Annotated in this window: 21 protein-coding genes; 8 read left to right on the top strand and 13 right to left on the bottom strand. The window is 71.8% G+C overall.

Annotated elements, in window-relative coordinates:
- Positions 1-137: 137 nt before the first annotated feature.
- The 7 genes from AB0M82_RS14315 to AB0M82_RS14285 all read right to left on the bottom strand — a co-directional run bounded on the left by AB0M82_RS14315 (position 138) and on the right by AB0M82_RS14285 (position 4,964).
- A complete protein-coding gene (locus tag AB0M82_RS14315; protein WP_364721437.1) occupies positions 138-371 on the bottom strand; it encodes a hypothetical protein in 234 nt (77 codons plus the stop codon).
- 11 nt (positions 372-382) lie between these two features.
- Entirely contained in the window at positions 383-748 is a 366-nt protein-coding gene (locus tag AB0M82_RS14310; RefSeq protein WP_364721435.1) for a GntR family transcriptional regulator, read from the bottom strand.
- Entirely contained in the window at positions 745-1,185 is a 441-nt protein-coding gene (locus AB0M82_RS14305) for a hypothetical protein (RefSeq protein ID WP_364721433.1), read from the bottom strand. The genes AB0M82_RS14310 and AB0M82_RS14305 overlap by 4 nt, the downstream gene beginning before the upstream one ends.
- Before the next feature lie 81 nt (positions 1,186-1,266).
- Positions 1,267-1,860, bottom strand: coding sequence for an NUDIX hydrolase (locus AB0M82_RS14300; RefSeq protein WP_364721431.1), 594 nt, complete (start codon positions 1,858-1,860; stop codon positions 1,267-1,269).
- Positions 1,857-3,194 (bottom strand): coenzyme F420-0:L-glutamate ligase, encoded by a 1,338-nt coding sequence (locus tag AB0M82_RS14295; RefSeq protein WP_364721429.1) that lies wholly within the window; start codon positions 3,192-3,194, stop codon positions 1,857-1,859. Before AB0M82_RS14295 ends, AB0M82_RS14300 begins: the two co-directional genes overlap by 4 nt.
- Positions 3,187-4,176 (bottom strand): 2-phospho-L-lactate transferase, encoded by a 990-nt coding sequence (cofD, locus tag AB0M82_RS14290; RefSeq protein ID WP_364721427.1) that lies wholly within the window; start codon positions 4,174-4,176, stop codon positions 3,187-3,189. The genes AB0M82_RS14295 and cofD overlap by 8 nt, the downstream gene beginning before the upstream one ends.
- Positions 4,173-4,964, bottom strand: a complete 792-nt coding sequence (locus AB0M82_RS14285) for a GNAT family N-acetyltransferase (RefSeq protein WP_364721425.1) — start codon at positions 4,962-4,964, stop codon at positions 4,173-4,175. The genes cofD and AB0M82_RS14285 overlap by 4 nt, the downstream gene beginning before the upstream one ends.
- A gap of 59 nt (positions 4,965-5,023) precedes the next feature.
- Between AB0M82_RS14285 and AB0M82_RS14280 the strand changes: the two genes are divergently transcribed.
- From AB0M82_RS14280 to AB0M82_RS14260, 5 genes are all read left to right on the top strand, one after another.
- Positions 5,024-5,206 carry a hypothetical protein gene (locus tag AB0M82_RS14280; protein WP_364721423.1) on the top strand — a complete coding sequence of 61 codons (183 nt, stop codon included), beginning with the start codon at positions 5,024-5,026 and terminating at the stop codon, positions 5,204-5,206.
- Between the two features lie 109 nt (positions 5,207-5,315).
- Positions 5,316-5,636, top strand: coding sequence for a ferredoxin (fdxA, locus tag AB0M82_RS14275; protein ID WP_003083029.1), 321 nt, complete (start codon positions 5,316-5,318; stop codon positions 5,634-5,636).
- Complete coding sequence (dapC, locus tag AB0M82_RS14270; protein WP_364721421.1) at positions 5,633-6,730, top strand: succinyldiaminopimelate transaminase; 1,098 nt, start codon at positions 5,633-5,635, stop codon at positions 6,728-6,730. The genes fdxA and dapC overlap by 4 nt, the downstream gene beginning before the upstream one ends.
- A 138-nt stretch (positions 6,731-6,868) precedes the next feature.
- Positions 6,869-12,895: a hypothetical protein gene (locus AB0M82_RS14265; protein WP_364721419.1), complete on the top strand. Its 6,027-nt coding sequence runs from the start codon at positions 6,869-6,871 to the stop codon at positions 12,893-12,895.
- The gene (locus AB0M82_RS14260) at positions 12,883-13,338 is read left to right on the top strand and encodes a hypothetical protein (protein WP_364721417.1); all 456 of its coding nucleotides are present in this window, start codon (positions 12,883-12,885) and stop codon (positions 13,336-13,338) included. The genes AB0M82_RS14265 and AB0M82_RS14260 overlap by 13 nt, the downstream gene beginning before the upstream one ends.
- Here AB0M82_RS14260 and AB0M82_RS14255 read toward each other — a convergent pair.
- Positions 13,269-14,570, bottom strand: a complete 1,302-nt coding sequence (locus AB0M82_RS14255) for a hypothetical protein (protein WP_364721415.1) — start codon at positions 14,568-14,570, stop codon at positions 13,269-13,271. The two genes, AB0M82_RS14260 and AB0M82_RS14255, sit on opposite strands and share 70 nt — an antisense overlap.
- 53 nt (positions 14,571-14,623) lie before the next feature.
- Entirely contained in the window at positions 14,624-15,241 is a 618-nt protein-coding gene (locus AB0M82_RS14250) for a TetR/AcrR family transcriptional regulator (RefSeq protein WP_364721413.1), read from the bottom strand.
- A gap of 80 nt (positions 15,242-15,321) precedes the next feature.
- On the opposite strand from AB0M82_RS14250, the gene AB0M82_RS14245 reads away from it, so the two are divergent.
- Positions 15,322-16,728: an FAD-dependent monooxygenase gene (locus tag AB0M82_RS14245; RefSeq protein WP_364721411.1), complete on the top strand. Its 1,407-nt coding sequence runs from the start codon at positions 15,322-15,324 to the stop codon at positions 16,726-16,728.
- 140 nt (positions 16,729-16,868) lie between these two features.
- Here the strand turns inward: AB0M82_RS14245 and AB0M82_RS14240 are convergent, their stop codons facing one another.
- Genes AB0M82_RS14240 through AB0M82_RS14230 form a run of 3 tightly spaced genes read right to left on the bottom strand, consistent with a single transcriptional unit; the run spans position 16,869 to position 19,267 of the window.
- Entirely contained in the window at positions 16,869-17,819 is a 951-nt protein-coding gene (locus tag AB0M82_RS14240; RefSeq protein ID WP_364721409.1) for a CHAD domain-containing protein, read from the bottom strand.
- A gap of 28 nt (positions 17,820-17,847) precedes the next feature.
- Positions 17,848-18,831 (bottom strand): 2,3,4,5-tetrahydropyridine-2,6-dicarboxylate N-succinyltransferase, encoded by a 984-nt coding sequence (gene dapD / locus AB0M82_RS14235; RefSeq protein WP_364721408.1) that lies wholly within the window; start codon positions 18,829-18,831, stop codon positions 17,848-17,850.
- Between the two features lie 28 nt (positions 18,832-18,859).
- Positions 18,860-19,267 (bottom strand): hypothetical protein, encoded by a 408-nt coding sequence (locus AB0M82_RS14230; protein WP_364721461.1) that lies wholly within the window; start codon positions 19,265-19,267, stop codon positions 18,860-18,862.
- A gap of 56 nt (positions 19,268-19,323) precedes the next feature.
- On the opposite strand from AB0M82_RS14230, the gene dapE reads away from it, so the two are divergent.
- The gene (gene dapE, locus AB0M82_RS14225) at positions 19,324-20,394 is read left to right on the top strand and encodes a succinyl-diaminopimelate desuccinylase (protein ID WP_364721406.1); all 1,071 of its coding nucleotides are present in this window, start codon (positions 19,324-19,326) and stop codon (positions 20,392-20,394) included.
- 138 nt (positions 20,395-20,532) lie between these two features.
- Positions 20,533-21,339: a DUF3152 domain-containing protein gene (locus tag AB0M82_RS14220; RefSeq protein WP_364721404.1), complete on the top strand. Its 807-nt coding sequence runs from the start codon at positions 20,533-20,535 to the stop codon at positions 21,337-21,339.
- A 64-nt stretch (positions 21,340-21,403) separates the two neighbouring features.
- Here the strand turns inward: AB0M82_RS14220 and AB0M82_RS14215 are convergent, their stop codons facing one another.
- Positions 21,404-23,008 carry a M28 family peptidase gene (locus AB0M82_RS14215; protein WP_364721402.1) on the bottom strand — a complete coding sequence of 535 codons (1,605 nt, stop codon included), beginning with the start codon at positions 23,006-23,008 and terminating at the stop codon, positions 21,404-21,406.
- Between the last annotated feature and the right edge of the window lie 126 nt (positions 23,009-23,134).

Raw genomic sequence — 23,134 nt, 5'->3', positions numbered from 1 at the left:
GCTCGGCGGCAACCACCGAAACTTCCTCCCCCTCACCACAACCCACCCTCTCAACCTGGGGGTGTTGCAACGACCCCATGACTCCATGTCGCATTGAGGGACTTCAAGTCCCTCAATGCGACATTCACGGCTTCTGGCTACTGCGGTGGCTGTGGCGGAGGCGGGCCCTGCTGGCCCGGGTACTGCTGCGGCGGGTATCCGGGCGGCTGCTGGCCGGGGTAGCCCTGCTGCGGTGGGTATGGCGGCGGGGGCGGGTAGCCCGGGTACTGCTGCGGGAACGGCGGCGGCTTCGGCTTGTTCGCGTTGACGATGAGCACCACTACCCCCGCGATGCCCGCGAGAACCAGCAGGATGATCAGGAGCGACAGCACACTCAACACAGTCAGCTCTTCCCCTCGTCGAGCGCGGCGTGGACGATCGCCAGTGCCTCGGCGGCGTCGAGGCCGAGCTTATGGGTCAGCGCCGCGTACTCGGCCGCGGCCTGCTGGGCGCGGCGGCGGCTCTGGTCGCCCGAGGCGCCGACGAAGCTGCCCGCCCGGCCGCGGGTTTCGATCAGGCCCGCTTCTTCGAGCTCGCGGTAGGCGCGGGCGACCGTGTTCGGGGCGATGCCCAGGTCGGCCGCGAGCTGCCGGACCGTGGGCAGCTTCGTGCCCACCGCCAGCGTCCGGTCGGTGATGCGCGCGGCGAGGCCGGCGCGGACCTGTTCGTACGGCGGCACCGGCGAGTTGCTGTCGAAGGCGACGATCACCAGCTCTGCGGACCCGCTCCCGGGCCCGGCGACGGCTGTTGCGGGTACGGCCCCTGCGGCGCGTACTGCTGCGGCATCGGCTGTGCCGGCGGGTGACCCGGTTGCGACGGCGCGTACTGCTGCTGCGGCATCGGCTGCGACGGCGGGAACCCCTGCTGTTGCGGATACCCCGGCGGCGGGAAGCCCTGCGGAGCCCCGGCCTGCGGCGGGGGTCCAGGCGTGAATCCCTGCTGCGGCGGGAAGTTCGGGTTCGGCGGGAACTGCCCGCTGTTCTTCATCGCCTCTTCACGGCGCATCTTCGACACCCGCACCACCACCACGATCACGAACACGATGATCGCGAGCACGAGCAGGCCGACGACGATGTAGCCGAACACCCCGTCGCCGCCGCCACCGCCGGAGTGGAAGTGCACCCGCTCGGGGAACTGCGTAGCCATGTGGTCCCTCCCTGTCCGCGATCCAGGTTACTGATCCGGCCCAAAGTAGGCCGACCCTCACACGGCACGTAACTGTTGCTGCTAAGCCATTCGGCCGTGGCTGTGGTCGGATTGGTAACGATCGACACAGTAGTGCCCGGCACCGACAGGAACGGCCGCTTTCACCAGATCGGCGAGATCTTCGGAGCCGGCCGGGAGCGCGTCCGCCGGCCACCACCGCAGGTCGTCGGACTCGTCGCTGCGCACCGGCTCGGCGCCGGGCGGCGCGTGCACGGCGTAGCGGACGTCGAAGTGCCGCGTCGGGACTCCGAGCGAGCACGTGATCGGGTGGACGTCCAGGTGCACCGGCTCGGCACCGATCCGCAGCCCGTCGATGCCGGACTCCTCGGTCGCTTCCCGCAGCGCGGCCGCGGCCAGCGACACGTCAGCCGGCTCGCAGTGCCCGCCGAGCTGCAGCCACCGGCCGACCCGCGGGTGCAGGGTCAGCAGCACCCGTGCGCCCGTGTGGTCGAGCAGCACCGCCGACGCGGTCAGGTGCCCGGCCGCGCACGAGCGCTGACAACTGTCCTCGCGCGCGGCCAGGAAGCCGAGAAACGCCTGGCGCAACGACTCCTGGGCGGCGAGCGCGGGCCGCCACGATTCCAGCGTCGCGACGGCGTCCGCGTGCAGGCTCACAGTTCCAGCAGCCCTTCCCCGGGCGAGGCCGGCTCGCGCGGCCCGGGAGCCGAAAGCGGCACCCCGATCGCGACCGAGCCGAGCGGCTGCCAGCGCTCGTCGAAGCCGAGGACGTCCCGGACGACGTCCGCGGAGAAGATCGTCGAGCCGATCCAGCACGATCCCAGCCCCTCGGCCGCCAACGCGACCAGCAGGCCCTGCACCGCGGCGCCGCCGGCGACGGTGAACATCGTCTTCTCGCAGTCGTTGCGGCGGGCGTCGCGGTAGGTGTGCGCGCCGTCCGGCACCAGGAACGGGATGACGACTTCGGGCGCCCGGTACAGGATGTCGCCGCGGCTGAGCCGCTTCGCGATCTGGTCCGGCGTGAATTCGTCGCTTTCGAGGTCGGCTCGCCACGTCTCGCGCATCGCGTCCAGGAGCTTCCGCCGCAGCCCGGAGTCGCGCAGCCAGACGAACCGCACGGGGTGCGTGTGGTGCGGCGCCGGGGCGGTCAGCGCGGAACCCACCGCACGGCGCACCGCGTCGGGATCGACGGGCTCGTCCGCGAACTGCCGCACCGAACGCCGGGCCGGGACGGCTTCCCGCCGGCCCTGGGCGATGGCTTCGTTGGTGCCGAGCCGGAACAGGTCCTCCTCCAGCGGGCGGATGAGCGAACGCGCCGTGGAGCCGTCGTCGAAGATGTCCAGCCCGCGGACGACCGCGACCGGTGTCCCGCCGAGCTTGCCCTTGACCAGGTCGGCGGCCGCGGCGAGCTCGTCGGCGACGGCGACCTCGGTGACGGCCAGTTCGTTGCCCTGCCCGTCGATCTGCCCCTGGTAGGCGTGCAGCACGCGCAGCCCGGACGCGCCGATCGCGGCGTCGGTCTGCCCGACGCGCCAGGCCCGGCCCATGGTGTCCGTGACGACGACGGCGACCTCGACGCCGAGCCGTTCCCGCAGCCCGTTGCGCAGCGCCAGCGCCGAGGCGTCGGGGTCGGCGGGCAGCAGCGCGACCTCGTCACCGGCCACGTTGGACGCGTCGATCCCGGACGCGGCCTGCACGATGCCCAGCGGGTTCTCGGTGATCACCGTGCGCGCGATCCGCGCGACCACCCGCACGGCCTCCTGCTCGACGAGCTTCCGGCGTTCGGCGTCGCGGGCTTCGGGGTCCGACGGCACGCGGACGAGCCTGCCCTCGGCCTTCGAGACGATCTTGCTGGTCACGACGACGACATCGCCGGAGCGCAGCCACGGCGCGGCCTTGACGATCGCGCCGGTCAGGTCGTCGCCGGGGCGGAACTCCGGCAGCCCGGTGACGGGCAGGATTTCCAGCTTGGGGGAGGCATGGTCACTCAACGGGGGCTCCAGCGAGTTCCAGGGCGGCGCGCGCCATCGCCGCGGTCGCGTCCACGTCGGACATCAGCAGGGGGACGTCGCGGACGGTCACGCCCGGCACGTCGGCCGTCTCGCCCTCGGCGATCAGCCAGCCGTCGAGCACTCCGCCGTCCTTGCGCGAGCCGTAGTGCCGGCCCACCGCCTCCGCCGACGTTTCGACGCCGATCGCGGTCAGGCACGCGTCGGCCATCCCGCGCAGCGCCTTGCCGCCGATGATCGGCGACACCCCGACGACGCCGGCCGACGTCTTGCGCAGCGCGTCCCGCACCCCCGGCACGCCCAGCACGGTGCCCACCGAGACCACCGGGTTCGACGGCGCGAACAGCACCGCGTCGGCACCGGCGATCGCTTCCAGGACGCCCGGCGCGGGCTTGGCCTCGTCGGCGCCGACCGCGACGATCGAGTGCGCCTTCGGCTCGGCGCGGTAGCGCACCCACCACTCCTGGAAGTGGACGGCCTTCTGCTGGCCGTCCTGCTCGGGGTCGTCGATCACGACGTGCGTCTCGACGCGGTCGTCCGACATCGGCAGCAGCCGGACGCCGGGCTGCCAGCGGTCGCACAGGGCCTCGGTCACCGCCGACAGCGGGTAGCCCGCGCGCAGCATCCGCGACCGGATCAGGTGGGTGGCGATGTCCTTGTCGCCGAGCCCGAACCAGTCCGGGTCGGCGCCGTAGGCGGCCAGCTCCTCCTTGACGACCCAGGACTCGCCCGAGTGCCCCCAGCCGCGGTCCTTGTCTATCCCGCCGCCCAGGGTGTACATGCAGGTGTCCAGGTCCGGGCAGATCCGCAGGCCGTGCATCCAGACGTCGTCGCCGGTGTTGACCAGCGCCGTCACCTCGTGCCCGGACTCGGAGGCACCTTCCGGTGCCATGCCCAAAGCCGCCTTCACACCCAGCAGGAACCGGGCCCCGCCCACTCCACCGACCACTACCACGATCTTCACGACGTCGAATCCTCGCACGAGCCGGGTGCGGGCACCCAGTACCGGTATCTGTGATGCGGGGCGTAGCCGAGCCCCGCGTAGAGCGCGAGCGCGCCCGAATTGCCCTCCGCCACCTCCAACACCGCGCGCCCGGCCCCGTGTTCCACGCCCCAGGTGTGCAGGGCGCCCATCAGGGCCGACGCGAGACCCCGGCGACGGAAGCCCGGGCCGACCTCCAGCCGTCCGACGTGCAGCCAGTCGTCGACCAGCGCGCCGCGGACGACGCCGGCGGTGGCGCCGTCGAGCGTCGCGACGCCGTAGCCGACCTTCCCGCCGGTCAGGACCTGCCGCGCGGCCGGGCTGTCCTCGTCCGCGCCCAGGCTGAGCTGCCACCAGCCGGGCGTCGGCTCATCCGCCACTTTCGTCACGAAAGATGCGTTCGAGGGGCCGGAGGCGTCACTTTCCCTAGGAAAGATGCGTCCGGTGGCGAGTGGGGCGGTGAGCACGGTGACCTCGTGCCCGCGACGGTGCGCCGTCGCTTCGACCCACCCCGCGGCGGCGATCGCGTGCTCGTTCGGGCTGTCGCGGCGCACCTGCGCCATGGGCTGGATCCCCCGAACGTGGGCGAAGTCACACACCGCGCGCAGCGCCTCCGGCACCGGCCGGCCGGGGTCGCCGACGGCCAGCACGCTGTTCGCGCGCCCGGTGAAACCGTCCGCCCAGCGCAGCCGCCAGCTTCCCAGCGGCTCCTCGACCACGGGCGGCCAGGCCCGGCTGCAGACGATTTCGAGCGACTCACGTGCGTTCACGGCTAGATTGTGACGGAGGCGGTGAAAGTCGCGGAGCGGATTTCGGGCAGGAGGTGGCCGTGGGCATCCAGCGCAAGGACGAGCGGCACAACGAGAAGCTCGTCGACGAGATCTCCGAGGGGTTCAACCGAGCCGTGGGGGAGAAGAAGCCCGAAAGTGACACAGACGAAGCGCCCAAGCCGCGGTTCGTCATCACCGGCGACGCCAGGGCCACCCCGCCCTCGCGCCGACGACGGGAGTGAGCCCCATACCCGGGGTATGGCTAAGGCTTGCCTCACCAACCGAACGGGTGTCCGAACCGCGTAGTGTCGGCACCGACTGGCTGTTTGCAGAGAAAAGCAGGAGTACGCAGTGACCTACGTGATCGCCGAGCCCTGCGTCGACGTGCTCGACAAGGCGTGTATCGACGAGTGCCCCGTGGACTGCATCTACGAGGGCGAGCGGATGCTGTACATCCACCCCGACGAGTGCGTCGACTGCGGCGCCTGCGAACCGGTCTGCCCGGTCGAGGCGATCTACTACGAGGACGACGTCCCGGACAACTGGTCCGACTACACCAAGGCGAACGTCGACTTCTTCGACGAGCTGGGCTCGCCCGGTGGCGCGTCGAAGGTGGGCAAGACGGCCCATGACCCGGCCTTCATCAAGGCGTTGCCCCCGCAGGGCGAATGAGCCGCGTCGCGCTGCCCGACTTCCCCTGGGATTCGCTCGCCGAGGTCAAGGCCACGGCGCAGGCGCATCCCGGCGGGGCGGTCGACCTCTCGATCGGCACCCCGGTCGACCCGGTGCCGGCCGGCATCCGTGACGCGCTCGCGTCGGTTTCGGAGATCCCGGGGTACCCGACGACGCACGGCATCCCCGCGCTGCGCGCGGCGGCCGTCGCCGCGCTCGGCCGGCGGCACGGCGTCACCGGCATCGAGCCGGACGCCGTGCTCCCGACCATCGGGTCGAAGGAGGCCGTGGCCTGGCTGCCGCGGCTGCTCGGCTTCGGGCCCGGCGACGTCGTCGTCATCCCGGAACTGGCCTACCCGACGTACGAGGTCGGGGCGCTGCTGGCGGGCGCGTCGATCCTGCGGACCGACGGCCTGACCGCGCTCGGCCCGCAGCGCCCGGCGATGATCTGGCTGAACTCGCCGTCCAACCCGACCGGTCGCGTGCTGCCCGTGGAGCACCTGCGCAAGGTCGTCGAGTGGGCCCGCGAGCGCGACGTCGTCGTGGTCTCCGACGAGTGCTACCTGGCGCTCGGCTGGGAAACCGACCCGCTGTCGGTGCTGCACCCGGACGTCTGCGACGGGCGGACGGACGGGCTGATCGCGGTGCACTCGCTGTCGAAGTCGGCGAACCTGGCCAGCTACCGCGCCGGCTTCCTGACCGGCGACCCGCGGTTGATCGCGGAGCTCCTGCAGATCCGCAAGCACGCGGGCATGATCGTGCCGCGTCCGGTCCAGGAGGCGATGGTCGCCGCCCTGATCGACGACGAGGCCTTGACCGCGCAGCGCGAACGCTACGCCCGTCGCCGGCTCGCACTGCGGAAGGCGTTGCAGGACAACGGGTTCCGCATCGACCATTCCGAGGCGGGGCTGTACCTCTGGGCCACCCGCGACGAGGACGCGCAGACCACCCTCGCCTGGCTCGCCGAGCGCGGGATCCTGGTCGCGCCCGGCACGTTCTACGGCCCGAAGGGCGGCAAGCACGTCCGGGTCGCGCTGACCGCGACGGACGAGCGCGTCGACGCCGCCGTGGAGCGGCTGACCACGCTCCGCTGAGCGGACGACCGGCCGGCTCGCCCGAACGGCGGTACCGCCGTACGCCCATCGAGGCTGATCCTTGATCTCGTTTCGCCTGGGGGTAGTGCAGATCTCGGCCACGTCGTGGCCTCCCCCGGCGTCCTTGGGGGAGGGGACATGAGACTCCGTTGGCGCGCGCCCGGACCGATCCGGCGGATCGTCGTGACCACGCTGGTGGTCGCCACCACACTCGGTACCGCGCCGGACGCCTGGGCACAGGAGACGACGCCCACGCCGGCCAGCACGGCTCCGACGGCCGGCACCGCGCCGACGCCGCCGCCGGCCACGACAGCGCCGGCCACGACGCAGCAGCCCGCGGAGAAGCCTGCACCGTCGCCGGTGAAGCCGACGCCGCCGACCACGAAGCTCACCCTCCACCCGGGCAAGCCGGAGGCGCCGACGTCGGTCGAGCTGCCCGCCAAGGCCGCCGCGACGAACGCCCAGGCCGCCGACGCGCCACCGCCGTTCGAGGTGGACAAGATCGGGCACGTCGACCCGGGGCCGGACGGCTCCGTCGACGTCCCGCGGGAGCCGAACAAGGCGCTTCAGCCGATCGCTCCGCTGCCCGCGGTGAACCCGGCGCCGGGCTCGGTGGCGGTCGACAAGGCGCCGCTCGCGCTGCGGCCGCCGGTGCAGCCGGAGAAGTTCGCCCTGCCCGAGCACCCCGCGCAGGAGCTCGTCGACGCGAACGCCGCCGACGCGCTGAAGACGTTGCGCGACGCCGGGCGCCTCAACCCGGACGGCACGCCGAACCTCGACGCGACCCAGCTGCAGCCGCAGGTGTCCTCGGCGCAGTTCGTCGACGGACGGCGCGCGACGCTGCAGGAGCTGATCGACGCCCTGCTGTCCGGCAACATCCCGCCGCCGCTGCCGGTCGACCCGCTGGCCCTGCTGCAGCAGCTGCCCGACGGCCTGCCGCGGCTGACCTACCGGATCTGCTCGGAGTCGAAGACGAAGCAGGTTTCGTGCTCCCTGACGCTGCCGATCGGCGTCCCGGCGGTCGTCGACGTGACCGGTGACCGCACCCCGGACGTCCTGGCCGACCTCGTGCCGGCCGCCGCGGTCGGCGACGTCGTCGGCGCCGCGCGCGAGGTGCTCGACCTGCAGCGGCAGATCAACGACGCGACCACGCGCCTCAACACCATCCTCGAGCTGCTCAAGGACCCGATCAACGTCATCCTCCACCCCGAGCTGCTCGTCGAGAAGCTCGATCTGGAGAACCTGCTGAAGAACCTGGGCGACACGCTGCAGCAGAAGGTCGAGGCGCTGCTGAACCTGGTGAACGTCGGGCTCGGCCTGCTCAGCCTGCGCCTGCCGACCAGCGAGTACGTCGGCAAGGACCTGCCCGCGCACGTCTGGGCGGTGTACGACCTGCCCACGCACAAGCGGATTTCGCTCGGCTTCGACGGCTACCGGCGCGGCAGCTCCCTCCCGACTGCGACGCTCGGCGTCTACACGTTCAACCCCCTCAAGCTGCTCAACGGGATCTACGACATCAAGGCATCGCTGCTGCAGGTCGGCGCGGGTGACTCGATGGCGATCACCGCCGGGCTGGCTTCGGTTACCGACGACGCGCAGGGCAACGCCTACGATCCGGCGGTCGCCAGTGCGAGATTCTCGCCCGTGCCGGGGGTCTTCGACGCCCACGCCCTCATCGACATGGGCGCGCCCGACCGCGACCAGCAGGCCACGATCGACGTCCACAGCACCAGGCAGACGCAGCTCGACGCGCAGGTGCTGACCAACCGGCGGAGCACGGCGCCGCCGGCGGACCGGTTCGACCAGCTCAAGATCGACGTCCTGCCGACGTCGGTGTCCGCCGCGCTGACGCGGCCGAAGGAGGGTGCCGCCGCGACGCTGCAGTACCGCGCCGCGTCGACGATCGACAACGTCCTCTTCGCCGACTACACCTACTCCGGCGCGACGCTGAACTGGGCCGTGCAGGCCGCCGCGAAGTCCGTGCCCGCCAGCTGGGACGGCGTGCTCAAGACGCCGGCGGACAAGATCACCTTCGACTACCAGGCTAGCAGTTCCCTGGCCGCGCTCGACGTCGGCTACTTCGACCGGAACCCGGCGATCGTCGGCCGCGGCTCGCTGCGGACCCTCCCGACGAAGCTCAACCTCCTGGCCGACCACGCCGCGAGCCACGTCGCGTTCACCGCGGATCAGCCTCTCGGCTCGGCGGCCGTCGCGTTCTCGAAGGGCCTCGGCACCTTCGCGCCCTTCGACGGTGACCACGCGACCCTCATCACGAGAGACGGCAGGATCGGGCTCAGCGCCAAGGTTTCCGGGATGAAATCCGTGGACGCCTACTACGACGGCCGCCCGCGGCTGAACACCGTGTTCGACCCCGGCGGCCAGTCACTCGTCGCCGGGGGTGACATCGACGGCGTCCACAAGGCACACCTGGAGATCTCGAACCTGCCCAAGACGGCGTCGCTCGACCTGGACACCGTCGCGCGCCAGGTGGTCTACCAGGCCAGCGAAGTGATCCACCGCGTCCACGGCGCGTACACGAACACCACGAGCGGGCCGTCGGTGCTGGCGAACGTCCTGGAACTGCCCCAGCGCGTGCAGGTGAACTACGACCTCGGCGACAAGCCGCACGTGAAGTACCAGGCGTCGAGCCGGGTGTCGCGGCTCGAGTTCTTCGCGAGCCCCGGCCACGTCGAGGTACTGCGGCCCGAGGCCGACCACTACCTGTCCACCGCGGTCGACGACATCCCGTCCACCATGGACTTCCTGGTCGACCTGCCCGCACGGCACCTCGAAGGGAACCTCTCCGAGCAACTCGGTGCGATCACCGTGGTGGCGCGGTTCCCGCTCGAAGGCCGTGACTGGACGGCGTCGGCCGGGCTCGCCGGGGTCCCGACGAAGTTCGACGCGGACTTCAAGGAAGGCAGCTACCGGTTCCGCGGGCTCACCGGCCCGCTGCGCGAGGCGAAGCTGTGGGTCACCAACCACGCGGGCGCGCAGGCGCCGACCGGGCTCCACGTCGCGACGCACTACCGGCAGACGACCGGCGACCTCGACGCGAGCGCGTCCGTGCGCAACCTGACCGCGGTCGAGTATTCGCAGGCGGACGGGAAGCAGCAGTTCCAGCTGAACCTCGACACCGGTGGCGCGCCGCTGTTCGTCGACGCCGACCTCGTGCTCGCCGCGAACGGCGTGGACGACACCCGGCTGGCCGTGCTGGGCCGGGTCGATGGCCTGCCTAGCACGGTGCACGTCGACTTCGGCGGCGGAAAGCTCGTCTACAGCGCCGACCGGCAGGTCGGGCTGCAGGCCGAGGTGCACGCGGGCAAGGTCGCCGCGCTCGCCGGCCTCGGTGCGCCGCTGTTCGCCAACGGCGCCGCCGCGGTCGGGAAGACCTGCGCGGACGGCGCGGGCTGCGCCAAGGACAGCGGCCCGTTCTGCAGCACCGGGAAGTGCCTCGGCGCGGTCGCCACGGTGAACCTGCCGGGCCTGCCGACGAACGTCACGGTCGACCTGACCGCGGGTACGGTCGCCTTCACCGGCTACCGGCCGCCGTCGGCGCCGCTGCAGGCCTACGTCCGGCTGATCGGCGTGCTCGACGCACTGCCGGACTTTCGGGCGCTGGCCAGCCTGTCCGGCCTGCCGTCGCCGTTGGACATGACGATCGGGCCGTTCACCGTCGGGTCCGGCTCGCCGGTGACGTTCGACGCGAAGTACTCGGCGTCGGCTCCGCTCGGCGCGTTGCAGGTGGACGTCGACACCACGACGACGAACGCGGCGTTCCCGGTCGTGCGGGGCCGGGCGACGGTCTCGAAGCTGCCCGCGGCCTTCCACGTCAACGGCGCCTTCGGCGACCGCACCACGGTCGGTGTGCACAACTCGGCGGTGGTCGGCTCGCTCGGCCTGACGGTGACCGGCGCCGATCGCGGCTACCTCAGCGCGAGCGGCGACAGCGTCCCGGCGGACGCGGACATCCTCGCCGACGTGCCGGCCAAGCACATCGAAGGCACCATGTCCTCGGACCTTGGTGGACTGTCGCTGCTGGCGCACATTCCTTACCAGGGAAGGGAATGGTCGGCGTACGCCGCGGTGCGGGACGTGCCGAGCAAGTTCGGCGTCGACTTCGGCAACGGCACGTACTCCTACCACTCGGACACGCCGCTGGGCTCGGCCGCGTTCGCGCTGACCAACCATGCGGGCGCGCTCGCGCCGACCGGCCAGCACCTGGCCGTGCACTACCGCGAGTCCACTTCGGACCTCGACGCCAGCGCGCTGCTGACGAAGGTGTCCGACGTGAAGTTCAGCGGCACCAAGGCGGACTTCACCGCGAAGTTCGCCGCGGAACGCCAGACGCTGGGCCTGGACGCCGACGTGGTCTTCGCCGCCGGTGGCGCCGACGACCTGCGGGTCGCCACCCTCGGCAGGCTCGGCCCGCTGCCCAGCTCGATCACCATCGGGCAGCGCGCGGGTGTGCTGAACTACGTCGCCGACCAGCCCCTGGACGTCCAGGCGCAGGTCTGGCTCGGCAAGGTCGCGGCACTGAACGGCCTGGGCGCGCCGAAGTTCGCCAACGGCGTGTCCGTTGTGGACGCTCTGTGCACCCAGGGCGCGGGGTGCGCGCGCGACGACAGCCCGGCCTGTCTCGAGCGTGGCTGCGTCGGGCTCACCGGGATCGTCAACGTGTCGGGTCTGCCGAAGACCCTCACGGTCGACACGCCGAACCGGACGTACTCGTTCGGCAGCTACCAGCCGAAGATCGACCAGGTGGCGCTGTACGTCGACGACCGCGGCGCGTTCGTCCCCGGCCCGCTGACCCGGCTCAAGGCGCTGGTCACGCTGTCGGGGCTGCCCGCGGAGGAGTCGCTCACGGTCGGCCCGATCACGATGTCCGACCGCTTCCACGTGGAGTACAACGCGACCCGGGGAATCGGCAGGCTCGACGCGCACGCGGAGGCCGACCTGCGGCCCAAACAGGACGGGAAACCACACCTGGAGAACGCGAGGGCGCTGGTGACGCTGGTGCCGGTGCCGCGCACGGTCAGCGTCGACGGGCGGATCGGCGACAAGTCCGACCTCACCGTGCAGAACTCCGACCGGCTCGATCACCTCGGCACCGGCGTCACCGGGGAGTTCACCGACGGCACCGAGGGGTCGGGTGCCGCGATCCTCAAGCAGGTACCGCGCAAGCTCAACCTGACATGGGAAGGCTTCGGGGACAAGAAGAACACCCCTGGAATCCCGAAGTTCGGCTACACGGCGCTCGACACAGGCGTGCCGGAGGACCTGGACTCGCTGAACCTCGCGGTCGGCGTCGAGAAGGCGCTGGTGCTGGCAGACAGCGAGGACGTCAAGGTGGGCACCGGGAACCTCGGGTTGCTCATCACCCGGCTGGCCCGCTCGACGACGTTCGCCATCGCACCGGACAACACCATCCAGCTGAAGTCCGAACCGGTGCCGACGCAGAAGGTCCACATCATCGGCAACGCCAACATCGAGGTCCCGATGAAGGACTTCTCGAAAGATCCCGCGGTGTTCGACTGCGCGGGGCTGATCATCGGGAGGCTCGAGGGCCATCTGCACGTAGCGCCGAGCCGGATCGAGCGGTTCGACCTCGTGATCGACCGGCTGAACGACCTGTCGCTGGCACCGGGGAAGCGGCGGTTCGACCTGAAGGCCGAGCTCGGCGCGCTGCCGTTCAAGATCATCCCGTTGCCGGGGGTCGCCGCTGTGGAGCCGGTGTTCCAGGCGGTGGACGGGGACTACGGCACGCTGACGGTGTACTTCTACGGCGTCGACCTGCACCCGGACATCGACATGCAGTTCCGGGTGTACGACACGGTGATCGACAAGGACCGGTTCGTCGTGAAAGTCAAGGTCACCGACCCGACGAACTTCGTCGAGGCGCGGAACTACGATTGGTTCCACACGAGCACGATCCACCTGGTCGTCGAGCCCGGTGGCATCCCGGCGGACCTCACCGTCCAGCCGGGACTGGCCGCGATCGCGCTCAACGCGATGGTGCTGCATGGAGGAAGGCCGCAGATGATGAACCTGATCGATCTGGGTGCCCAGATCGACGGGGCGATCATCGACTTCCTCGCCGCCGGCGTCTGGCCGTTCAACGGTGAGCACACCGATCCCGGGGAGCCGCCCTCGTGCGGCAGCTGATCCCCGCGTTCGCCGTCGCCCTCGTCCTCCCGCTCGCCGCGTGCGGCGGGAGCGGCGAGAGCGGCGGCTGCACGAACACCCGGCTGGAGACGTCCCCGGCGACGGTCGCGGACGTGACCGCGCCGCTGGAGCTGCAGGCCCGGCTGACGGAAGCGGGTGGCAAACCCATCGGCGGTGTCGCGGTGACCCTGGAAGTCACCTTCACCGACGAGCACGGCGCGGCTCACGGGACGAAGGGGGAGGCGACGACCGGCGCGGACGGCGTCGCCACCCTCGCGCGTCCCGGCGGGCTGGCGGCGGCCGGGTTGTCCGGGTGGAAGCCGGTGAACGTGATCGCCTCCTACGAGCCGCTGGGGCGTGGCCCGGTCCCGGCTTACTGCTGGGCCCATTCGGCCGCGGCGCCGCTCACCTGTGGCGGGGCAGTCTGCGGTCCGCTGCCCTGAAGCCGGGCCAGAACCATGAGCAGCACCGCCGCGACGACCACATAACCAGCGGAGACGAGCAGCGGGCCCTCGTCGATCAGCCCCTCCACGCCGCGGGTGCTTCCGGTGAACAGCCCGGCCGCGGACGCGAAGCCGACCGCCGCCGTCGTCACCAGCGCCGCGAACTCCGGCAGCTGTCCGCGTGGGGCGGCCGCTCCCGTCGTCGCCGAGACCGCCGCCAGCGCGAGGACGACGAATACCCAGGTCAGCACCGTGGCGATGCCCTGGCTCTCACCCGCCGTCCGCAGGCCCAGCGCCATCATCGGCCCGGCGGCGAGCACGGCCGCCACCGCCGCCCAGGTCAGCCGCCGGGCGAGGGCGCCCCCGGCCAGCACCCCCAGCAACGCCAGCGGCCACGCGTACCACGGATGCCCGGTCGCCGGTGCGGTGTGGAGGAACAGCAGCAACATCGCCGGCGCGGCCAGCACGAGCCCGGCCGCGGCGACGGCGAGCAGGCGCCGGACCCCGCCGGTGGCCGCCAGCGCCAATGCCACCAGCGACAACCCGAGCAGACTGCCGGTCGCGGTGCCGAGCACCGGCTTCCCGGTGAGGGCCACGAGCACCGTCGGCCCGAGCGGGAGCACGACCACGACCGCGGCCGGCCAGACCCGGCCGGACGGCGGTTGCGCGGTCCGGACGGTGAGCGCCCCGGCCGTGAGCACGACCGCCACCGCCGTCACGGTCAGGCGGATCGGGCTCGCGGCCTGGACGAGCGGTCCGGTGACGGCGACGCCGCAGTACGCGGCGGCCGCGACGATCCCGGTCACCGGGGCCGGGTTCGCCAGGGACTGGACGGCGCCGAGCAGCCCGACCAGCAGGACACCGGACGCGGCGGCGAGCAGGCAGGCGATCACCGGGTGCGCGGCGACGTCCGACGGCTGGGCCGGGGTGCCGGCGATCCGCAGGGCCAGTTCGCGTGGGACCGTCAGGTGGAGCGCGGTGGCAGCGAACACCCCGGCGGCGCCGGTGGGGAGCAGCCACCGCCTGAACCGCTTGGCGAGCAAGGAAAGTGCGGTCGCCAAGGCGCCACAGGCACCCACCGCGAGCTGCGCCCCGGCGCTGCCGGGCGCGTCGAGCCCGACCCGGAGCAGGTACTCGAGCGACTGCGGAGCACCGGTGGTGGCGAGGACGACGACTCCGCCGAGCACGGCCAGGAGAGTCCACGTCGGGCGCGGCACGGAGGCATCGGTCACCCTCCGACGCTAGCGGAATCCCTTCGCCGGTGAGCCTCGTTGACCGTGATCGGTCAGTAGTCGCGGCCGGTGAGCCCCCGGTAGACGAACCGCGTGAGCATCTCGGTCGCCTCTTCGTCGGTCGGTGGCGTCCAGTCCGGCGGTGAGCCGTGCAGCCATGTCGCCGCGAACGAGTCGACGAGGTTGTACATCAGCATGCCGCAGCGGTCCGGGGTCGCCGGCAGCCGGAGCCCGGCGCGGGTGATGTGCGCGAGGTGGTCGTCGAGGTCGGCGGCCTGGGACGCGCCGAACCGCGCGACCGTGCGCGCGAACGAGTCGCTGACCATCGCCGCCTGGCGCAGGGCCAGCATGGTCGCGGCGTTCTCCCGGTAGAAGTCCCAGTACTGCTTGACGTGCCAGCGCACGGCCGCCGGGTCGCTGAAGTCGGTCAGGTGGTCGTCGCGCTCGGCGCTCTCGTCCCCGGACGCCGCGATGTCGGCCAGAAGCGCCTCGAGCAGCTCTTCCTTGCCCGCGAAGTGGTTGTAGAACGACCCCGCGGCCCGGCCCGCCTCGGCGGTGATGTCCGTGATCTTCGTGTTCAGGTAGCCCTTGCGGGCGAAGACGCGCTTGGCCGCGGCCTTGAGCGCGGCCTCGGTTTCGGCTGCCTTCTCCTTGCGGCTCGTCGCCGTCATCGGCACCTCCCTTGACACGGGACGCTAGCAGCGTCATTCTGAATCCAGATTCACTGAATTTCAATTCATCAGGAGGCGACGTGGACACCCAGGTGCTGATCGCGGGGGCGGGACCGACCGGACTGACGCTGGCCATCGAGCTGGCGCGGCGCGACGTCGCCGTGCGGATCATCGACAAGGCCGAGACGTATTTCGTGGGCTCGCGCGGCGACGGCATGCAGCCGCGCACTCTCGAGGTCTTCGAGGATCTCGGCGTGCTCGACGCGGTGCTGGCCGCGGGCGCCGCGCCGGTGCCGACGAAGATCCACCTCGGCGGCGAGGTGGTCGGCGAGCGGATGATGTTCGACCTGGTCGAGCCGACTCCGTCGACGCCGTACCCGACCGGCTGGTTCCTCGGCCAGTCGCAGACCGAGGCCATCCTGCGCGACCGGCTGGCGGAGTTCGGCGTGCGAGTCGAGCTCGCGACCGCGCTGACCGGATTCGACCAGGACGCCGACGGCGTGACGGCGACGTTGAGCACGGGTGAGACGGTCCGCGCGGCCTACCTGGCCGGCGCCGACGGCGGCAAGAGCTTCGTGCGCAAGGCGCTGGGGATCCCGTTCGAGGGCACCACCGACGAGTCGATCCGGATGCTGCTCGGCGACGTCCGGGCGGACGGCCTGGACCGCGGCTTCGGGCACTGGTTCGCGGCGCCGGAGGACCCGATGAGCGGCATGATGTTCAGCCCGCTGCCGGGCACCCCGCACTTCCAGTTCGGCGCGCCGCTGGGCGACGGCGACCTCGACGTCGAGACCGCGCTGCCCGCGGTCCAGGCCCGGCTCGACGCGCTCGGCGGTGGCGGGATCACGCTGTCCGACCTGGCCTGGTCGACGGTGTGGCGGCCGAACGTCCGGCTGGCGGCGCGGTTCCGCGACGGCCGGGTCTTCCTGGCCGGCGACGCGGCGCACGTCCACCCGCCGACCGGCGGCCAGGGGCTCAACACCGGCGTCCAGGACGGCTACAACCTGGGCTGGAAGCTCGCGGACGGCTCACCCGAGCTGCTCGACAGCTACGAGGCCGAGCGGCGGACCGTCGCGGCCCGGGTGCTGGGGGTCTCGACGGGGCTGCTGCAGAAGTACAAGGACGGCGACGAGGACGCGCACAAGCGTGGCGAGGACACCCAGCAGCTGGACATCACCTACCGCGGCGGCCCGCTGTCGCCGGCCGGGACCGGCGCGCTGCGGCCGGGCGACCGGGCGCCGGACGCGCCCCTGACCGACGCCAACGGCAAGCGCGTCCGGCTGTTCGAGCTGTTCCGCGGCCCGCACGCGACTCTCCTGCGGTTCGGCGACAGCCCAGGGGACGGGATCCGGATCCTCCCGGCGGGAAGCGTCGCGACGGGCTCGGACCTGGTCGACGACGGCGGCCACGCGTACGCGGCCTACGAGGCCGACGGCGGTCGGGTGGTGCGGATCCGCCCGGACAACCACATCTGGTCGATGTCCTGACCCGGCCCGGCGGGGGCCTGAAGCCGTCACTTTCCCTATGAAAGATGCGCCTCGGGGGCCTGAAGCCGTCACTTTCCCTATGAAAGATGCGCCTCGGAGGGCCGAAACCGTCACTTTCCCTACGAAAGTGACGTCCGGGGTCAGGCGTGCAGGGCCTGGGCGGCCGCGTCGACCGCCGCCCAGGAGTCTCGCCAAGCCGCGCGGGCCTCGGTGCGGCGGGCCAGCTCGCGCTCGGCGATCCGGCCGGCGACGAACCCGACCGGGCCGCCGGGGTCGTCGCCGGAGTCCAGCACCGTGCGCATCCGCTCGGCGATGATCACCGCGTCCTGGTGGTCGCCCAGCACGGTCTGGAAGTCCTTGGTCGCCTCGAGCAGCGCCCTGATCCGCGCGACCTGCTTCTTCTTCGCCGACGTCTGGGCCAGCTCGGCGGCGTAGCGGAGCTTCTTGCCGTGGATGCGCAGGGCGTGCAGGTCGTCGTCCGACGGGTCGGCGGGCAGCGCGCGGACGGCCTTGGCGAGTCTGCGGTGCGGCTTGGCCAGCCCGGCGATCAGGTCGTGCGGCTTCGCGGACGCGGCGGCCGGGCGCTCCTCGTCGTGGGCCAGCAGGCTGACTTCCCGCAGCAGCGTCGAGTAGCGGGCGCTGGACAGCGCCCGCGTCAGCCGCCGCTTCGCCGCGGCGCGCTCGGTGACGAAGCGCGACACCAGGCGGCGCCCGGCGGCCTGGTCACGGACCTCGAAATCGGCGATGACCTCGCGCAGGTGTCCGATGAGGACGTCGAGGTCCCGCACCTCGCCGAGCGACTGGCCGAGCCAGCCCAGCTCCGCGCGCACCGGCTCGGCGCCGGCACCGATCAGCGCACCGGACAGCTTGAGCACGCTGCGCATCCGCCGCAGGGCGACGCGCATCTGGTGCAGATCCTCGGGATCGGCGCCGGAGCGGGTGCCGGGTTCGTGCGCGAGCAGCGCGCGGATCTCCCGGTCGAGCTTGGCCCGCACGTGGTGCGCCGCCGGATCGGCCGGACCCGCCTCGACGGGCGCGTCCGGCAGGCCCAGCGCGGCGGCGGTCAGCCTGGGCGACGATTCGGCGGTCACCCCGTGAATGGTAAGTGGACGAACGCGCTCAGTCGTTCGCGTGCAGCATCGCGTTCAGTTCGACGCCGGAGCCGGTGCGCGGCACGACCTCGACCGCGCCGGTCGCCGAGTTGCGCCGGAAGACCGCGCCCGAGACGCCGTTGAGCTCGCGGGCCTTGACGACCTTGCCGTCGACGACGACCTTCGTCCCCGCCGTCACGTACAGGCCGGCCTCGACGACCGTGTCGTTGCCCAGCGAGATCCCGACCCCGCCGTTCGCGCCGATCAGGCAGCGCTCACCCAGCGAGATCGTCTCCTTGCCGCCGCCCGACAGCGTGCCCATGATCGACGCGCCGCCACCGACGTCCGAGCCGTCGCCGACGACCACGCCGGCCGAGATCCGGCCCTCGACCATCGACGCGCCGAGCGTGCCGGCGTTGAAGTTGACGAAGCCCTCGTGCATCACGGTGGTGCCGGCGGCCAGGTGGGCGCCGAGCCGGACGCGGTCGGCGTCGCCGATCCGGACGCCGGCGGGGAGCACGTAGTCGACCATCCGCGGGAACTTGTCGACGCTGTAGACGGTCACCGGGCCGCGCGCCCGCAGCCGCAGCCGCGTCGTCTCGAAGTTCTCGGCCGGGCAGGGGCCGTGGTTGGTCCACACGACGTTCGCGAGCAGGCCGAAGAGGCCGTCGAGGTTCTGGCCGTGCGGGCGGACCAGCCGGTGCGACAGCAGGTGCAGCCGCAGGTAGATGTCGTGGGTGCCGGCCGGGGCGTCGGCGAGCCTGCCGATCGTGGTGCGGACGGCGACGACTTCGACGCCACGGTCGGTGTCCGGCCCGAGCAGCGCCGCGGCGGTCTCGCCGAGCAGTTCGGTGGCCTCGTCCGCGCTCAGGCGCTCGGTGCCGGGGGTGCCGGGCTCGGTCAGCTTGGGGTGCGGGTACCAGGTGTCGAGGACCGTCCCGTCGGCGGTGACGGTGGCCAGCCCGACGCCGCTGGCGCCGGTCGTTTCGGGGTTCGGGCTCTGCTCGCTCACGGCTTTCACCGTAGTCGAGTGAGCCGGGTCAGCCCGTCGTGGGCCGGGCGTCCACCTGCTTCTTCAGACCCGAAAGAGCCGCGGCGATGTCGGCCAGCGCCTGCGAGCAGGGCCCGCCGGGGTCCGCGACGGTCGTGCAGCCGGCGCCGCGGAACGACCCGATGGCCCGTTCCAGCGCGTCGGCCTGGGCGACCAGCCGCGGGTCCTGGTCGGCGGCGCGCTTGCGGGCCGCGCCCGGGACGCTGCCGAGCTCCGTGACGTACTTCTCACAGCCCTTCGGCAGCTGGGTGCGCGGGCTCGCGTAGCACTGGTCGACGGTCAGCGCGGTCAGCTTCGTCGGGAGCGCGTCCGGGCCCGGCTCGCCGCCCCGCTTGGGCGTCGGGCCGGCTTCGCTGCCGCAGCCGGACAGAGCCAGGACCAGCAACGCGCCGCCGATGGCGACCGGGAACCTACGCACCCGCTCACGGTAGCCCTGCCGGTAGCGTGCTGGGCATGAGCCTCGACCTGCGCGCCGACCCCGTCGATCTCACCGCCGCGCTCGTGGACGTGTTCAGCGTCTCGGGCAGCGAAGCGGAGCTCGCGACACTCGTGCAGGACGCGCTCCGCGAGCAGGCGCCGCACCTCGAGGTCGTCCGCAACGGCGACGCCGTCCTCGCGCGGACGAACCTCGGCCGCGGGTCGCGGGTCGTGCTCGCCGGGCACCTGGACACCGTGCCGGAGAACGGCAACTTCCCTTCGCGGCGCGAAGGCACCGGTGACGACGAGATCCTGCACGGCCTCGGCACGGTCGACATGAAGGGCGGCGACGCGGTCTTCCTGCACCTCGCCGCGACGCTGCCGGAGCCGAAGCACGACGTCACCTTCGTCTTCTACGACAACGAAGAGGTCGAAGCGGTCAAGAACGGCCTCGGCCGGATCGAGCGCGAGCTGCCGGAGTGGCTGGCCGGGGACCTGGCGATCGTCGGCGAGCCGTCGAACGGCGTGATCGAGGCCGGCTGCCAGGGCACCATGCGCGTCGAGCTGCGCTGCACCGGCACGCGGGCGCACACCGCGCGGGCGTGGATGGGGGAGAACGCGATCCACGCGCTTGCCGAGCCGCTGCGGCGGCTGGCCGAGTACACGCCGCGGATCGTCGACATCGACGGGCTGACCTACCGCGAGGGCCTGCAGGCGACGAAGATCGGCGGCGGGGTCGCGGGCAACGTCGTCCCGGACGAAGCGGTGCTGACGGTCAACCACCGGTTCGCCCCGGACCGCGACGCCGCGGCCGCCGAGCGTCACCTGCGCGAGGTGTTCGACGGTTTCGATCTGTCCGTTGTGGACCTTTCGCCGGGCGCGCTGCCGGGACTGTCCGCGCCGGCGGCGGCGGAACTCGTGACGGCGGCCGGTGGCCGGGCGGCGGCGAAGCTGGGCTGGACCGACGTCGCGCGGTTCGCCGCGCTGGGAATGCCCGCGGTGAACTTCGGGCCGGGCGACCCGACCCTGGCGCACACGCGGCAGGAGAACGTCCGGACGGCGGAGATCCGCCAGGTCACCGACGTGCTGCGCAAGTTCCTGGGCTGAGTCCCGCCGTGGCCGTCGTCACACCGGGATCGGCGGGGGGACCCTGAACTGCGGTGACGCTCCGTCGCCGGGGGTCATCGCAACTTTTCCCAGGTTTCGGCCGTATTCACCGGGGAAGGTACTTGTTCGGGAGGACCCATGCCGAAAACCGCGAGGCGCGCCGCGGCCGTCGCCGTGCTCGCCTTGGTGGTGACCGGCGCCGTGGCCGGTTGTGAAGGGCAGCCCGTCGCCGCGCCCGCGGCGGGTCCGATCGTCACGGCCATCGGGGACGCGACGTCGATCCCGCCGCCGCCCGTCGAGCGCGAGCCCGTGCCCGTGCAGCAGGCCGCGCCCGTCGAAGTCGCCATCACGTTCCCGCAGACCGGGTCGGGCCAGTGGATGTTCACCCCGGGCACCGACGAGGTCGCCGGCGCGTCCGGCCGGTTGATGCGCTACCGGATCGCGCTGGAAACCGACATCGACGGCGTCGGGCCCGCCGACTTCGCGCGTGAGATCCGCCGGATCCTCGGCGACCCGCGGGGCTGGACCGCCGGCGGCCAGTGGCGGCTCCGGCAGGTCGGTCCCGCGGACGCGGCCGACTTCACGATCTACCTGGCGACGCCGGCCAGCCGCGACCGGCTGTGCGGCGGCACCCCGGACGGCTACACGTCCTGCCGCAACGGCAGCAACGTCGTGCTCAACGTGGCCCGCTGGGCCAACGCCGTGCCGGTCTACGGCGCGCCGCTCGACGTCTACCGGCAGTACATGGTCACCCACGAGACCGGGCACCGGCTGGGCCACGGCCACGAGCTGTGCCCGGGGCCGGGCCGCCCGGCGCCGGTGATGGAGCAGCAGACGCTCGGGCTGCACGGCTGCGTCCCGAACCCCTGGCCGTTCCCGAACGGCCGCGAGTACACCGGCCCCTCCGGCGAGTACGACGATCCGATCCCGGTGGGCACGTCGTAAGGCCGTGAATGTCGCATCGAGGGACTTGAAGTCCCTCAATGCGACATTCACGGCTTTGAGGTATCTAGACGGTGAGGGTCCAGCTGGAGAGGTAGCCGGTGTCGGCGGGACCGACGTCCTTGATCTGGAGTTTCCAGGTTCCGTTGGCGGTTTCCGAAGAGGCGTTGACGGTGTAGGTGGTGTTGATGTTGGGCGTGGAGCTGCTGCTGGAGTTCTTCATGCGGTAGCTGGTGCCGTCCGGCGCGATCAGGTCGAGAACGAGGTCACCGCTGTAGGTGTGGGTGATGTGCACCTCGACCTTGGTCGTCGAGGACGCGTTGCGTGCGCAGCCGGCGATGGTGTTGGTGCTGGTGACCGCGGCGCCCGGGTAGTCCGGGATGTCCAGCCGGGTCCCGTTGGTCACCGGCGCGCACGACGAGCTGCCGACGCCGAGGGAGAACGACGCCGTGTGGTCGGCGTTCGCGCCGTCGGCGGTGACGGTGATCGGGAACGTGCCGGTCGGCGTGCTTGCTGTCGTCGCGATGGTCAGCGTCGAAGAACCGCCCGAGGAGACGGTCGCCGGGCTGAACGTCGCGGTCGCTCCCGCCGGCAGACCCGACGCGGACAGCGCGATCGACTGGGCCGAACCGGACGTCGTCGCGGTGGTCACGGCGACCTGGAGCGACTGTCCGGGTTGGACGGTCCCGGTGGCCGGGTTCAGCGCGACGGAGAAGTCGTCGCCCCGCGGCGCGGCGACGGCCAGCTTCCAGAGCGCGTACCCGATGGCGTCGCTGTTCTTCTCCAGCGGCTCGTCCGGGATGTTCGTCATCGTGTCGCAGGCGCGGTGGTAGCAGTTGTCGAACGGCGAACCCGCGGTGCCGCCCCACTTCTGCGCCTGCGCAGAGCTCTTGATGGCACCGGCGCCGGTGGCGAGGCCGCCGACCGGGATGCCCGCGCTCTTGAACGACGCATGGTCGGACCGGCCGTCGCCTTCGCTGTCGCCCTCGGTCTGGATGCCGATCGAGGTGAAGTACTCGTCGAAGACGGCCTTGACCGACGCGACGTCGTCGTAGACGAAGTAGCCCCAGTTCTTGGAGCCGATCATGTCGAAGTTGAGGTAGGTCTTGATCTTCGTGCGCTCGGCGCTCGACAGGTTGTTCACGTAGTACTTGGACCCGACCAGGCCGGACTCCTCGTCGGCCCACCAGCCGAAGCGGACGCGCTTGGCCATCGCCGGGTTGGTGCGGGCCAGCGTCAGCGCGGTCTCGAGGATCGACGCGCTGCCGGAGCCGTTGTCGTTGATGCCGGGGCCGGCGCTCACGCTGTCGAGGTGCGCGCCGAGCATGATCACCTGGCTCGCGTCGCCCTGCGGCCACTCCGCGATCAGGTTCTGCGACTGCCCCAGGCAGCTGGTGCACGTTTGCCGGGTCGTCGTGTACCCGGCGTTCTTGAGCAGGGTTTCCACATAGGACACCGAAGCCGCGTAACCGCCGCCGCGCGCCGAGCGCGTCCCGCCGTTGTTGGTCGCGATGGTCTGCAGCTGGTTGAGGTGGGTCTTGATGTTGGCGAGGGAGATGTCCGGGGCGGCGAGCGCCGCGGCGGTGGCTGTGGCGCCTCCGGGTGCGATGACCACACCCAGCACGGCGGCCAGGGCGGTGACCCCGGCGCCGACTCTTGTCTTCCACTTCATGGCGGTGAGTTCCTTCAGTGGGGGTTGGGGAGAACAGCCGTGAATGTCGCATTGAGGGACTTGATCCGCTGGTTCACCATCAACGCGATGAAATCCGCCTTCATCGATTTCGACGCCCGGCTCGCG

The organism is Amycolatopsis sp. NPDC051128, from assembly GCF_040682715.1.
In the GTDB taxonomy this organism is placed as follows: domain Bacteria; phylum Actinomycetota; class Actinomycetes; order Mycobacteriales; family Pseudonocardiaceae; genus Amycolatopsis.
This window is presented reverse-complemented; position numbering and strand designations above follow the sequence as displayed.